The sequence below is a fragment of the Bradyrhizobium sp. 27S5 genome, assembly GCF_037217225.1.
GTDB classification, from domain to species: Bacteria; Pseudomonadota; Alphaproteobacteria; order Rhizobiales; family Xanthobacteraceae; genus Bradyrhizobium; species Bradyrhizobium septentrionale.
This window is the reverse complement of record NZ_CP147714.1, coordinates 4,651,197-4,664,359: the sequence shown is the minus strand read 5'-3', so window position 1 is coordinate 4,664,359 and position 13,163 is coordinate 4,651,197. Positions and strand designations below refer to the sequence as shown.

Sequence of the window (13,163 nt, the reverse complement as noted above, 5' to 3'; positions counted from 1 at the left end):
CGGTCATCGATTTGGGTCGGCAACGCTGCCATGTTGTCACCCCCTCAAGACAGCCCGGAATCGGCTGGCTATAACCGCCCGCACAACAATCTGGGAGGACCGCCAATGATCTACGAGACCCGCGTCTATCGCTGCCTGCCGGGCCGGCTGCCGGCGCTGCTCAAGCGCTTCGAGACCATCACGCTGAAGCTGTGGGAGAAGCATGGCATCAAGCAGGCCGGCTTCTTCACGACGCTGGTCGGGGAATCCAACCAGGAACTGACCTATCTGCTGGCCTGGGAATCGCTTGCCGAGCGCGAGAAGAAGTGGACCGCGTTCCAAAGCGATCCGGAATGGATCACCGCGCGCGCCAAGACCGAGGAGGACGGCCAGATCGTTCTCAACATCGTCAACCAGCTGCTGGTGCCGACGTCGTTTTCGTCGGTCAAGTGACGCCAGGCGGGGGCGAGGGGCGCGATGACGACAACGCGTCGCGCCCGACCGCGGGACGCCTAGTCCGCGCAGCCCGATGTCTGATCGCCCTCGCGGACCATCGGCTTGCCGTTGATGAAGACGCCATGGCTGCCCGAGGTCGTCTTGCCGCCGCAATGCGTGCGGTCGCCGATCACGACCGCGGGCTTGCCGTTGATCAGGACATTGGGCACGCCTTCGACCAGCGGGCCGCCATTGCTGGTGGTGTCGCCGCTGCGCGCGGCCGGCTTGCCGTTGATGGTGACGCCGGCGGCGCCGCTGGTGACGACCCCTGGCTGGCTGGTGCTCTGGCCGTAGGCCAAGCCCGACATCGCCGACAAGGCGGCCATGGCTCCGATCGCTAGCAAGATGCGCATGTCGTTCCTCATGGGAATCCATTCCGACCCAGTCTAGAGCCTTTTCCGTTCCGGTTGAATCGGAACGGGCTCTAGATTTGTTGTTTTGACGCGTTTTCTTCACGCGAACCGCTACCCACTTCGCTCGAAAACGCTCTAGTAGGCGCGGTTGGGGCAGGATTGTGATAGCACGGCGTACCCACGGCGTCAGCGCAACCCCCTCATCGTGCGGGATGGCTTGATCCCTCCGGCGCGGGATTGCATGGTCGCCGGCAAAAGGATGCAGCATTTTGACCCATCAGGTTTCCGCGCCCGCCGCCGCGCCGATCGTTGCCGTCGGATCGGCCAAGTTCGGCAACGCCTTGCCCATTTCCATCATCGCAGGTCCCTGCCAGCTCGAGAGCCGTGCACACGCGCTTGAGGTGGCGTCGGCGCTGAAGGAAATCGCTATCAGGCTCAAGATCGGTCTGGTGTACAAGACCTCGTTCGACAAGGCGAACCGCACCAGCGCGTCGGCCCAGCGCGGCATCGGGCTGAAGCAGGCGCTGCCGATCTTCGCCGAGATTCGGTCTTCGCTCGGGTTGCCGGTGCTGACCGACGTGCATGAACCCGACCAGTGTGCCGACGTGGCGCAGGCGGTCGATGTGCTGCAGATTCCGGCCTTCCTGTGCCGGCAGACCGATCTCTTGCTGGCGGCGGCGGCGACCGGCAAGGTCGTCAACGTCAAGAAGGGCCAGTTCCTGGCGCCGTGGGACATGACGAATGTGGTCAGCAAGATCACCGGCGCCGGCAACGCCAATGTGCTGGTCACCGAGCGTGGCGCGTCGTTCGGCTACAACACGCTGGTCTCGGACATGCGCGCGCTGCCGATCCTGGCGCGCACCACCGGCGCGCCAGTGATCTTCGATGCCACCCATTCGGTGCAACAGCCGGGCGGCAAGGGCGCCTCGTCGGGCGGCGAGCGCGAATTCGTGCCGGTGCTGGCGCGCGCCGCGGTCGCGGTCGGCGTCGCCGGCGTGTTCATCGAGACCCATCCCGATCCGGATCGCGCGCCGTCCGACGGCCCCAACATGGTGCCGCTCCGTGAATTTGAATCCCTCGTCAAGCGGCTGATGCAGTTCGACGCGCTCGCCAAGACGGTAGCCTGACCGGCGGACAACGACATGACCGCAACCAGCGGCATGCCGCCCGCCCTCAATGTGATCACGCTGGCGACGTTCGCGGCGAGCCTGTCGGTGCGGGCGCTCGATCCGGTGCTGCCGCATGTCGCGGAGGATTTCGGTGTCAGCATCGCGACTGCGGCGAGCTTTGCCGCGGTGTTCGCCTTCACCTTTGCCGCGGTCCAGCCGGCGATCGGCGCCGCCGCCGATCTATTCGGCAAGGCGCGGCTGATGACCATCTGCCTCGGGCTGCTCGGCATCGCCAACATCCTCGGCGCGTTCTCGACCTCGTTCCCGATGCTGTTCGTGACCCGCATTCTCGCCGGCATCGGCTCAGGCGGCGTGTTTCCGGTGGCACTGTCCTTGACCAGCGATCTCGTCGGCCCGGACAAGCGGCAGCTCGCGATCGGGCGAACGCTGGCGGGCTCGATGACCGGCAATCTGCTCGGCGCCACGGCCTCCGGCCTGATCGGCGATCTGCTCGGCTGGCGCGGCGTGCTCGCGGTACTCGGCGGTCTTGTGATCATTGTCGCGCTTGCGGTCGCGGCGGGCTTCCGCGGCGCCGAGCTGAACCGTCCGCCGCGCACCAGCCTGAAGGCGCTGCGCCACGGCTATCGCACCATCTTCACCAACCCGAACGCGCGCATCTGCTATTCGGCTGTGTTCATCGAAGGCTGCTGCGTGCTCGGGCTGTTTCCCTTCATCGCCTCGTTCCTGTTCGAGCTCGGCGAGACCTCGCTGTCGATCGCCGGCATCGTGATCGCGGGCTTCGCCATCGGCGGATTGCTCTACACGCTGACGGTGTCGCGCATGCTGCCGTGGCTCGGCGTGAGGGGCATGATGATCGCAGGCGCGACGCTGGTCGGCATGCAGCTGGCCGGTGCCGCCTTCGGGCTGCACTGGAAGCCGCAGATGGCGAGCCTGTTGGTGATGGGCCTCGGCTTCTACATGATCCACGGCTGCCTGCAGGTGTTCGCGAGCGAATTGTCGGTCGAGGCACGTGCCACTGCGCTGTCGTTGCACTCGTTCTTCTTCTTCATGGGCCAGACCGTCGGCCCGATCGCCTATGGTTTCGGCCTGCAGCATGCCGGCAAGACCGCGACGCTGGTCTCGGCCGCCGCCGTGATGGTCGTGCTCGGGTTTGTCTGCGCGAAATTCCTTCGGCAAACCCGGCCGGCCGACGCCGCGGCACGGCCCGACGTCGAGTCCTAACGTTCTCTTAGGTCATTTGCTCGTAACGTTTCTGGGGCAGCGCGGCGTAACGCAACGTCGGCGCGATGGCTGAACACGTTTACCTCGGAGAATGCACAACAGGTTGCTAGCGGCCGCGCGTTGCGTTGGAGCAACACTTTCTTGGAAAGCGCGGGGCCAATGGTTTCCGCCATTGCGCGGCTTCATTTTGATCCGAATGATCGATGCCGTCGCGTGCTTGGCTGTGCAGCAAGGCTCGGATCGAGCCCTTTGGAGGCTACGGGATGATGAACCCGCGGCGAATTGCGACGGTGACGCCGGAGTTGTGCGGGACGGTTATTCTCGCAGGTTGGCTCTTTGCTTGGCTTGCTGGCTCTGTCGGCATCGAGAACACCGCGGCAATGTCGATCGAGGGCAGCCGCGCACCATCTCTCACCGCCGACGCCGAACTGGTTGATACGCCACATGCAACCGCAATCGGCAAGGCCGCCAGCTTGAACGCCGACGTGGGGATGGCTGCCGAACCGGTGACGGGATCGGCCTCCGACACGACGGACACGCCGCAGGCCGCCGTCATGGGCAACGCCGTCGCTGTCGCTAGCGCCGATGGGGCGATGGCGGTCGAATCGATGCCAGCGACGGCCCCTGATGCGGCGGCGATCTCGAGCGAGCCAAAATCAGTTGTCGTGGCTGCGTTGCCGGATTCGTCGCAGATGCTGCCGGTCGAAACATCGCCGGTGCAAGCGGCGACAGCGAGCACGCCTCCAGTGTCGAGCGACACCAAGGAGGCCACGAGCCGCCTCGAAATTTTCGATGAATGCCTCGTCGTTGATGTCTGCATCGACCGGTACCTTTGGGCACTCTACGAGCGGACGCCCAAGGAAGACACCATCAGTGTGCAAGAGCGGCGGAAGGTGACAGTCAAGAGGAAGCGCAAGACGGTGACTGTCACCAGGACCTTCACCAGGCGCGTCGATAACGATTTCACGTGGAAGGATCCGAAAGCTGCGGAAAGAATGGGCATGCCGATGATCGACTACGTGATCGGAGGGATGGATCGGAGCTTCAAGCTCAAGCTCTTTCATGCGCTTTACGCGGCCGAGCAGGCCGGGCTGTCGCCCGGCATAACCAGCGCGTTCCGCGACGACTACCGTCAATCGATCGCGAGCGGCCTGAAGGCGGCGAGCGACAAGTCATACCATGGAGGGAGCTTCCGTGGTGGCTATGGCCACGGGCTTGCCGCCGATGTCGTCAGCGTCAACGGCGCGACACGGGCGCAGCGTTGGGTTTCCACTGAGGCCCTTTGGAAATGGATCGATGCGCGCGGATCGGATTTTGGCATCGGGCGACCCTATCTCGATCGAGATCCGCCGCATGTCGCACCGATCGACGGCAAGGAATACACCGCCCGTCGCGGCGGGACGAAAGCTCAACACGCGGAAGCGGATGTCAAGAAGCGCAACCGGGTCGCTCTGCGGGTCGTAGCGAAACAACGAAAAACCGCCAAAGTGTCGAAGGAGAGAACGATCTGATCCGGTTCAGCTGCGCCTTTCAACACGACGCGGGCAAGAATGCGTAGCAATCCCATCATCGTGCAAAAATACGGCGGCGCCTGTCTCGAAACACCGGCAAAAATCCGCGCAGTCGCGAGCAGTGTCGCCGATTTGCATGGCCGTGGTCATCGTGTCGTGGCGATCGTTTCAGCGATGGGCAAGACCACCGACGAACTCGTCAGGATGGCCTATCAGGTCAGCCCGCATCCCAATCGCCGCGAACTCGATATGTTATTGACCACCGGCGAGCGCATCAGCATGTCCTTGATGAGCATGGCGCTGTCTGATCTCGGCGTGCCGGCGATCAGCTTTACCGGCAGTCAAGCCGGAGTGATGACCGACGAATCCCATTCCTCCGCACGCATTCTGGATGTGCGGCCCATTCGCGTGCGCGAGGAGCTCGATCGCGGACGCGTCGTGGTGTTGGCAGGCTTTCAGGGCGTGAATCCGGTGACCAAAGAAATCACGACGCTGGGCCGGGGCGGCAGCGATACCACCGCGGTCGCCATGGCTGCGGCGCTCAAAGCGGAGTGCTGTGAAATTATCAAGGAGGTCGACGGAGTTTGCTCGGCTGATCCGCGCATCGTCGCGGATGCAAAACCCTTGCGTCAGCTGGATTTCGCATCGCTATCCGAAATGTGTTTCTGGGGCGCCAAGGTCTTGCATTTTCGCAGCGTGGAGCTGGCCCACAGACAAAATGTCCCTCTGGTCTTGAGAAAGTGGGGCGGCGCTCGGCACAGCACGCAAGTGATGCAGGAGGTTGCAGACATGGAGAACGGAAAAGTCTTGGCCGTCAACTCGATGGCTCGCATTGAGCATGTCGAGATCGATTCGGCGGACCTCAATCAAGGCTTTGAGAAGTTCGCGCAGCATCTAAAGCAGAATGGCTTGCCTTGGCCGCAGCTCCTCGCCTCGGCCTTCACCGCCGGAAAAACCCGCATCATGATGACTTGCGATTCGGAGACAATCGACACGTTGCTGCGCACGCTGGAAAGCAGCAAAGACTTGCGCAAGCAGCGCGAGACGCTGAGCTCGGTGAGCCTCACTTGCTTCGGCGGCATTTCGTCAGACCTGCCATACAAGGCGATTCAGATTTTGCAACGTCACGGGATTATCGCCGACAAGTATGTTTTGTCGTCGCATTCCGTAAGTTTCTTTGTTCCGGTGGAGAGCCGTGAGGCTGCGGTCAAGGCTTTGCATTCGCTGATCTAGTTGAAATTTGGTGAGGGGCGTTGACGCCGGACGAGGCCAGGACGTCGAGCCATGGCGATCTCCAGGACCTGTACTCAATAGCGTCAGCTCGCGAGCGACGGCGTTTGATCCGAAGCCGACATCCACCGCGTCATCATTGCGATTGCGGGATGCGGCTTGGAGCGCGAGGTTCGTGACGTCCCTGTGCGCGAACGACCGAAGTCACCTGGTCGATCGTGTGTGGATAGCTGCGCTGGAGTGTCGCAGTCGGCCTCTCACAAATGTATCGATTTCAACAGTAATGTCCCGTCCTCGAGCTTACTGCGGAGCCGGTCATGGCTTCAAAGCTGTCTTTGCGCACTGTCGCGCTGATACTGGTCGGAGCAACGGTGCTTTTGATCGCAAGTCGGCCACCTGCCTGGATCGTGCTGCTGCTCGGTTCGTTCGTGCTGGCGGTGCTGTATATCGCTGCGAGAACGAGGTCGCGTTGCGATCCGCTCGATCCGCGCTTCGGTAGCTGCATCCCTCCGATTTCCAGGCCGAAGACCGGCGGCGATGTATCCGACCACCACAGCGACGCCTGACCTCGATCAGATGCGGATCATGCGGAGAGGTCCGCTTCAAGCCCAAGACCGACATGCATTCTCGTCGCCTTTCCAAGGGCAGGCAGGGAGGCCGAAATTAACGTGTGCCCGACCTAGCCTCGCCCGCGATAGGGCGCGACGCCCTGATCGGGAACCCAGATGCCCTTCGGCAGCCGGCCGGTCTGGAAGAACACGTCGATCGGGATGCCGCCGCGCGGATACCAGTAGCCGCCGATGCGCAGCCATTTCGGCTTGATCTCGTCTGATATCCTCCGGCCGATCATGACCGTGCAGTCCTCGTGGAATGCGCCATGGTTGCGGAAGCTCGCGGCAAACAGTTTCAGCGATTTGGATTCCAGCAGCCAGCGGCCCGGCACATAGTCGATCACCAGATGGGCGAAATCCGGCTGTCCCGTCACCGGGCAGATCGAGGTGAACTCCGGCACCGTGAAGCGCACCAGATAATCGGTACCAGCCTGCGGATTGGGCACGCGGTCGAGCTGCGCCTTTTCCGGCGCGTCGGGCCATTCCACCGCACGGCCGAGTTGCAGGCCGGGGGAGGTCGTTGATTTGCTGGATTTCTTCACCATTCGGGTCTCCGTGGCGTCCTCTTAGCCAATGATGGCGCCCCCGTCACCCGGCCTTTTCCCCCTCGATGCATTGCGCTAGAAGCACCGCCATCCGCCCCCTCACCACTGCCACAAGAGGTTCTCATGACTGACATCGTCGACATCATCGGCCGCGAAATCCTGGATAGCCGCGGTAATCCCACGGTCGAGGTCGATGTGGTGCTGGAGGACGGGTCGATAGGTCGCGCGGCGGTGCCGTCAGGCGCCTCTACCGGCGCCCACGAGGCGGTGGAACTGCGCGACGGCGACAAGTCGCGCTATCTCGGCAAGGGCGTCGAGAAGGCGGTTGCCGCCATCAACGGCGAGATCTTCGAGGCACTTAGCGACCAGGCCGTCGAGGAGCAAGTCGCGATCGACCAGATCATGATCGATCTCGACGGCACGCCGAACAAGAGCCGGCTTGGGGCCAATGCCATCCTCGGCGTTTCGCTGGCCTGCGCCAAGGCGGCCGCCGAGTCCTTCGACATGCCGCTGTATCGTTATGTCGGCGGCACCTCGGCGCGGACGCTGCCGGTGCCGATGATGAACATCATCAATGGCGGCGTGCATGCCGACAACCCGATCGACTTCCAGGAATTCATGATCCTGCCGGTCGGTGCCACGTCATTTGCAGAGGCGCTGCGTTGCGGTTCGGAAATCTTCCACACGCTGCGCGGCGAACTGAAGAAGGCCGGCCACAACACCAATGTCGGCGACGAGGGTGGTTTTGCGCCGAACCTGCCGTCGGCCGACGCCGCGCTCGAGTTCATCATGAACGCAATCGGCAAGGCCGGCTACAAGGCCGGCGGCGACGTCCTGCTCGGTCTCGACTGCGCCTCCACCGAATTCTTCAAGGAAGGATCCTACGTCTATGGCGGCGAGAACAAGACCCGCTCGCGTTCGGAGCAGGTCAAGTATCTGGCCGACCTGGTTAGCCGCTATCCGATCGTCACCATCGAGGACGGCATGTCGGAGGACGACATGGACGGCTGGAAGGAGCTGACGGATGCGATCGGCAAGAAGTGCCAGCTGGTCGGCGACGATTTGTTCGTCACCAATGTGACGCGGCTTGCCGACGGCATCAAGAACGGCCGCGGCAATTCGATCCTGGTCAAGGTCAACCAGATCGGCACCCTGACCGAGACGCTCGCCGCGATCGAGATGGCCTACAAGGCGGGCTACACCGCCGTGATGTCGCACCGCTCCGGCGAGACCGAGGACTCCACGATCGCTGATCTGGCGGTCGCCACCAATTGCGGTCAGATCAAGACCGGCTCGCTGGCGCGCTCCGACCGCACCGCCAAGTACAACCAGCTGCTGCGGATCGAGCAGCAACTCGGTACCCAGGCGAAATACGCGGGCAGGGCGGCCTTGAAGGCACTGGCGTAACGCCCCAACTTGATCGGAGCCTAACAAACGCAAAAAAGGGAGGTCGGGATGAGTGACGGCAAGAGCGGTCTGCAGCTGCGTTCGCTGCTCAAGAAGAATGGCGAACTCGAGATATCGCTGGTCAATGTCCCGACCCCCGAGCCTGGACCCGACGAGGTCGTGGTCCGGGTCGAGGCGACCCCGATCAATCCGTCCGACCTCGGGCTCCTGATCGGCCCGGCCGACATGGCGGCCGCCAAGGCCTCCGGCAGCAGGGAATTGCCTGTGGTGACCGCCCGCGTGCCGGAAGCGGCGCTGCCTGGCCTCGCCGCGCGGCTCGACGAGTCGATGCCGGTCGGCAATGAAGGCGCCGGCGTCGTGATCAGGACCGGCTCGTCGGACGCGGCGAAAGCGCTGATGGGCCGCACCGTCGCGATGATCGGCGGCGCGATGTATGCGCAATACCGCACGCTGCGCGTCAACGAATGCCTGCCGCTGCCCGACGGCATCACCCCGGCGGAAGGCGCGTCCTGCTTCGTCAATCCGTTGACCGCGCTCGGCATGACCGAGACGATGCGGCGCGAGGGGCACAAGGCGCTGGTGCACACGGCCGCCGCATCCAACCTCGGCCAGATGCTCAACAAGATCTGCCTCAAAGACGGCATCGGCCTCGTCAACATCGTGCGCAACAGGGAGCAGGCCGAGATCCTGCATAGGATCGGCGCCAAGCATGTCGTCGATTCCAGCGCGCCCGATTTCATGGACAAGCTCACCGACGCGCTGGTCGAGACCGGCGCGACCATCGCCTTCGATGCGATCGGCGGCGGCAAGCTCGCGGGCCAGATCCTGGTCGCGATGGAGACCGCGATCAACAAGACCGCCAAGGCTTACAGCCGCTACGGTTCGAACGTGCACAAGCAGGTCTATGTCTATGGCGGCCTCGACACCCGCGATATCCAGCTGCCGCGCGGCTTCGGCATGGCCTGGGGTATCGGCGGCTGGCTGCTGTTCCCGTTCCTGATGAAGATCGGTCCGGAGGCCGGCAACAAGCTGCGCCAGCGCGTGGTGGCCGAGCTGAAGACCACTTTCGCCAGCCACTACACCAAGGTGGTCTCGCTGCAGGAGACCTTGCAGCTCGACAACATCGCCGTCTACGGCAAGCGCGCGACCGGCGAGAAATTCCTGATCAACCCGAACAAGTAACGGACGGCCTCTATTCGCGCTCGAATGCCAGCTTCCTGGAGCGCTTGTGGCGCTCCAGGGCGTGGCCGATCAGGACGTCCATCAGCCCGGATTGCGGCAGGCCGCTGGCCTCCCACAGCCGCGGATACATGCTGATGTTGGTGAAGCCGGGCAGGGTGTTTGCCTCGTTCACGAATGCCTGCTCGCCGTGCAGGAAGAAGTCGATCCGAGCCATGCCTTCGCAGCCCAGCACCCTGAACGTCTTGATCGCGAGCTCCCTGATGGTTTCGGCGATGGCAGGCGGGACGCTGGCGGGCACCTGAAGCAGCGCGCCATCGGCATCCAGATACTTCGCGTCGTAGGAGTAGAAGCCGTGCTTGTCGGATGGAACGATTTCTCCGAGCTGGGAGGCACGGATGCGACCCTCGGCATCCTCGAGCACGGAGCACTCGACCTCCCGGATCGGCGCGACACAGCGCTCGATCAGGATCTTCGTGTCGAAGCGGAATGCCAATCTGCAGCCGGCCTCGAACTCCTCCGCGGTGCGCGCCTTCGACACGCCGACCGATGATCCCATGTTGGCCGGCTTGACGAAGACCTCCTGCGACCCCAGCGCGCTGACCGCGTCGTCATAGCTGATGGGAGCCGCGCTCGACATCGCGACAAAGGGGACGATCGGCAATCCCGCCTCGCGCATCAGGCGCTTGGCGACGTCCTTGTCCATTCCGGCCGCAGAGCCCATCACGCGCGAGCCGACATAGGCGACGTCAGACAATTCCAGCGCGCCCTGCACCGTGCCATCCTCGCCGTTCGGGCCATGCAGGACCGGGAAGACGACGTCGAAGGCCGACAATTCCGCAGGCCCCGTCGCCTGTTCCTGAAGCACCACGACGCGGCCCTGTCCGCCCGGCAGCATCGCGAGTTGCGGTCCATGGTCCGGAATGGTCAACGCGCCGCCACCTGCGCCGGCGCCGTTTCCCGCATCGGCGACAATCCAGCGGCCATCGCGGGTGATGCCGATCGCGGTGGCGTCATAGCGATCCGGGTCGAGCGAGCGAAGCACGTTGGCGGCCGACGCCCGCGAGACGTCGTGCTCGGCGGAACGGCCACCGAACAGGATTGCGACCCGTGTCTTGCGCTCTGGCATTGTTTAGCCTCTCGGCGGTAGGCAGGTGATGCAGGAATCCGCGGCAGTATGCTCGGACGAAGATGTCGACAATTTGCTACATATGCTCCAGACCGGCGTTTCAGGGCCACCTGGATGGGCGAGGCCCCGGTGTTCAGGTCAGTTTTGCAAACGCTGCGTTTCCAGAATTGGGCGATTCATGCACTTGCATCTTTCTCGGCGTATCGGTAGGTGAGGACCACCAATCCGGTTTCACGTGCACCCCAGGGGACTAGCTATGGCCTATAACATCGTCACCATCGTCGGCAGCATCCGCAAGCAGAGCTTCTCGCTCAAGATCGCCAATGCGCTGGCCAAGCTCGCGCCGGCCTCGCTGAAGCTTGACGTGACGACCCTCGAGGGCATTTCCTTCTTCAATCAGGACCTCGAGGCGGCGCCGCCGGCGGACTGGCTGGCCTTCCGCGAGAAGCTGCAGAAGTCGAACGGCGTGCTGTTCGTGACCCCTGAATACAACCGCTCGGTCCCGGGCGTGCTGAAGAACGCCATCGACGTCGCATCGCGGCCCTATGGCAAGAGCTCATTCCAGGGCAAGCCGACCGGCATCATCTCCAACTCGCCGGGCCCGCTCGGCGGCGTCAGCGCGGCGAAGCACCTGCAGAACATCCTGCCGGGCATTTCCGGCCCGATCCTCGGCCAGCCGGAAACCTACCTCAACGGCGTCGGCGATGCCTTCGACGACCAGGGCGAGCTGACCAAGGACTCGCTCAAGACCGTGTTGCAGCAGTACCTCGTCGCCTTCGCAGCCTTCGTCGAGAAGCAGAACGGCTAATCAAATTTAGCATTCCATTAACCGCCATGGCCGCATCTTCGCGGCCATGGTTTCCCGCACGCGCCTCAAATCGATTCTGTCCGGCCTTGCCCTCTATACGCTGGCAGCGCTGATGGTCGGCTATTTCGGCGTCAACGCCTACACCGGCAAATATGGCCTGAATGCGCGGCAGGAGCTCGACCAGGAAATCATCGCGCTGACCTCGGAGCTGGCGCGACTGAAGAAGGAGCGGGCCGAGGGCGAGCAGCGGGTGTCGCTGTTGCGCTCGGACCGGGTCGATCCCGATATGCTGGACGAGCGTGCACGCTTCCAGCTCGACTACGCAAATCCGCGTGATCTGGTTCGGATCAATAAGTCGAACTGACGCGTTCTCAAATTTCAAAAACATTCGCGCACTATCACAAAAATGTCGCGCTGCGTTGCAGTGCGGCATAGCAAAATTCCATCCGGCGAACGCAATCCTTCCAAGGCGATTTGAGTTGGGTTAGAGAGGGTTCTTCGACTTCTCTCACCCGGAATTGCCATGGCCGCACCCAAGAAAAGCGTCGCAAAAGAATCAGGGCAGGAGAAGGCTGGCTCGCCGCCCGAATTCACCAGGGAGCAGGAGCTCAAGGCGCTGCGGGACATGCTCCTGATCCGGCGCTTCGAGGAGAAGGCCGGTCAGCTTTACGGCATGGGTGCGATCGGCGGCTTCTGCCATCTCTATATTGGTCAGGAAGCCGTCGTGGTCGGCATGCAGATGGCGCTGAAGCCGGGCGACGAGGTCATCACCGGCTACCGGGACCACGGCCACATGCTGGCTTGCGACATGGAAGCCAGGGGCGTGATGGCCGAATTGACCGGACGCCGTGGCGGCTATTCCCGCGGCAAGGGCGGCTCCATGCACATGTTCAGCAAGGAGAAGCATTTCTACGGCGGTCACGGAATCGTGGGCGCGCAGGTGTCGCTCGGCACCGGCCTGGCCTTCGCCAACCGCTATCGCGGCAACGATGCCGTCAGCGTAACTTATTTCGGCGACGGCGCGGCCAACCAGGGCCAGGTCTACGAAAGCTTCAACATGGCGGAGCTGTGGAAGCTGCCGGTGATCTACGTCATCGAGAACAATCGCTATGCGATGGGCACCGCGGTGTCGCGCGCCTCGGCGCAGCAGGACTTCTCCAAGCGCGGCGCCTCCTTCAACATTCCCGGCAAGCAGGTCGACGGCATGGACGTGCGCGCGGTGAAGGCCGCCGCCGATGAGGCCACGGCCTGGTGTCGCGGCGGCAATGGTCCGATGATTCTGGAGATGCAGACCTACCGCTACCGCGGCCACTCAATGTCCGATCCGGCGAAGTACCGCACACGCGAGGAGGTCGAGAAGGTCCGTCACGATCAGGACCCGATCGAGCAGGTGCGCACTCGCTTGCTGGCCGCCGGCGTCAGCGAGCAGGACTTGAAGGCGATCGACGCCGAGGTGCGCGAGATCGTCAACGAAGCCGCAGACTTCGCGCAGCACGATCCGGAGCCCGATGCGTCCGAGCTCTACACCGACATCTACCGCTGACCTCACCCGCGCAGAAGAATTT

Annotated in this window: 14 protein-coding genes; 11 read left to right on the top strand and 3 right to left on the bottom strand. The window is 63.3% G+C overall.

Annotation, left to right across the window (positions count from 1 at the left end; all coding sequences use genetic code 11):
- Positions 1-105 precede the first annotated feature (105 nt).
- Positions 106-432: an NIPSNAP family protein gene (locus WDM24_RS21840; protein ID WP_166205319.1), complete on the top strand. Its 327-nt coding sequence runs from the start codon at positions 106-108 to the stop codon at positions 430-432.
- Between the two features lie 59 nt (positions 433-491).
- Here the strand turns inward: WDM24_RS21840 and WDM24_RS21835 are convergent, their stop codons facing one another.
- The gene (locus tag WDM24_RS21835) at positions 492-827 is read right to left on the bottom strand and encodes a PAAR domain-containing protein (RefSeq protein ID WP_338688579.1); all 336 of its coding nucleotides are present in this window, start codon (positions 825-827) and stop codon (positions 492-494) included.
- Between the two features lie 269 nt (positions 828-1,096).
- Between WDM24_RS21835 and kdsA the strand changes: the two genes are divergently transcribed.
- The 5 genes from kdsA to WDM24_RS21810 all read left to right on the top strand — a co-directional run bounded on the left by kdsA (position 1,097) and on the right by WDM24_RS21810 (position 6,485).
- Positions 1,097-1,954, top strand: a complete 858-nt coding sequence (gene kdsA, locus WDM24_RS21830) for a 3-deoxy-8-phosphooctulonate synthase (RefSeq protein ID WP_338826828.1) — start codon at positions 1,097-1,099, stop codon at positions 1,952-1,954.
- A gap of 15 nt (positions 1,955-1,969) precedes the next feature.
- Entirely contained in the window at positions 1,970-3,178 is a 1,209-nt protein-coding gene (locus WDM24_RS21825; protein ID WP_338826827.1) for an MFS transporter, read from the top strand.
- Between the two features lie 266 nt (positions 3,179-3,444).
- A complete protein-coding gene (locus tag WDM24_RS21820; protein WP_414645768.1) occupies positions 3,445-4,689 on the top strand; it encodes a peptidase M15 in 1,245 nt (414 codons plus the stop codon).
- Between the two features lie 39 nt (positions 4,690-4,728).
- Positions 4,729-5,922: an aspartate kinase gene (locus WDM24_RS21815; RefSeq protein WP_338826824.1), complete on the top strand. Its 1,194-nt coding sequence runs from the start codon at positions 4,729-4,731 to the stop codon at positions 5,920-5,922.
- A 314-nt stretch (positions 5,923-6,236) separates the two neighbouring features.
- The gene (locus WDM24_RS21810; RefSeq protein WP_338826822.1) at positions 6,237-6,485 is read left to right on the top strand and encodes a hypothetical protein; all 249 of its coding nucleotides are present in this window, start codon (positions 6,237-6,239) and stop codon (positions 6,483-6,485) included.
- A gap of 113 nt (positions 6,486-6,598) precedes the next feature.
- On the opposite strand, the gene queF is transcribed toward WDM24_RS21810, so the two are convergent.
- A complete protein-coding gene (gene queF / locus WDM24_RS21805; RefSeq protein ID WP_338826820.1) occupies positions 6,599-7,075 on the bottom strand; it encodes a preQ(1) synthase in 477 nt (158 codons plus the stop codon).
- A gap of 123 nt (positions 7,076-7,198) precedes the next feature.
- On the opposite strand from queF, the gene eno reads away from it, so the two are divergent.
- On the top strand, positions 7,199-8,482 hold the full coding sequence (gene eno, locus WDM24_RS21800; RefSeq protein WP_338826818.1) for a phosphopyruvate hydratase: 1,284 nt from the start codon (positions 7,199-7,201) through the stop codon (positions 8,480-8,482).
- A 48-nt stretch (positions 8,483-8,530) separates the two neighbouring features.
- On the top strand, positions 8,531-9,664 hold the full coding sequence (locus tag WDM24_RS21795) for a zinc-binding dehydrogenase (protein WP_338826816.1): 1,134 nt from the start codon (positions 8,531-8,533) through the stop codon (positions 9,662-9,664).
- A gap of 10 nt (positions 9,665-9,674) precedes the next feature.
- Here WDM24_RS21795 and WDM24_RS21790 read toward each other — a convergent pair whose 3' ends face one another.
- A complete protein-coding gene (locus tag WDM24_RS21790; RefSeq protein WP_338826814.1) occupies positions 9,675-10,790 on the bottom strand; it encodes a D-alanine--D-alanine ligase family protein in 1,116 nt (371 codons plus the stop codon).
- Between the two features lie 256 nt (positions 10,791-11,046).
- Here WDM24_RS21790 and WDM24_RS21785 point away from each other — a divergent pair, with 256 nt between their 5' ends.
- From WDM24_RS21785 to pdhA, 3 genes are all read left to right on the top strand, one after another.
- Positions 11,047-11,598, top strand: coding sequence for an NADPH-dependent FMN reductase (locus tag WDM24_RS21785; RefSeq protein WP_338826812.1), 552 nt, complete (start codon positions 11,047-11,049; stop codon positions 11,596-11,598).
- Positions 11,599-11,644: 46 nt separating this feature from the next.
- Positions 11,645-11,962: an FtsB family cell division protein gene (locus WDM24_RS21780; RefSeq protein ID WP_029080870.1), complete on the top strand. Its 318-nt coding sequence runs from the start codon at positions 11,645-11,647 to the stop codon at positions 11,960-11,962.
- A 159-nt stretch (positions 11,963-12,121) separates the two neighbouring features.
- Positions 12,122-13,141, top strand: a complete 1,020-nt coding sequence (pdhA, locus tag WDM24_RS21775; RefSeq protein WP_338826810.1) for a pyruvate dehydrogenase (acetyl-transferring) E1 component subunit alpha — start codon at positions 12,122-12,124, stop codon at positions 13,139-13,141.
- Positions 13,142-13,163: the final 22 nt, after the last annotated feature.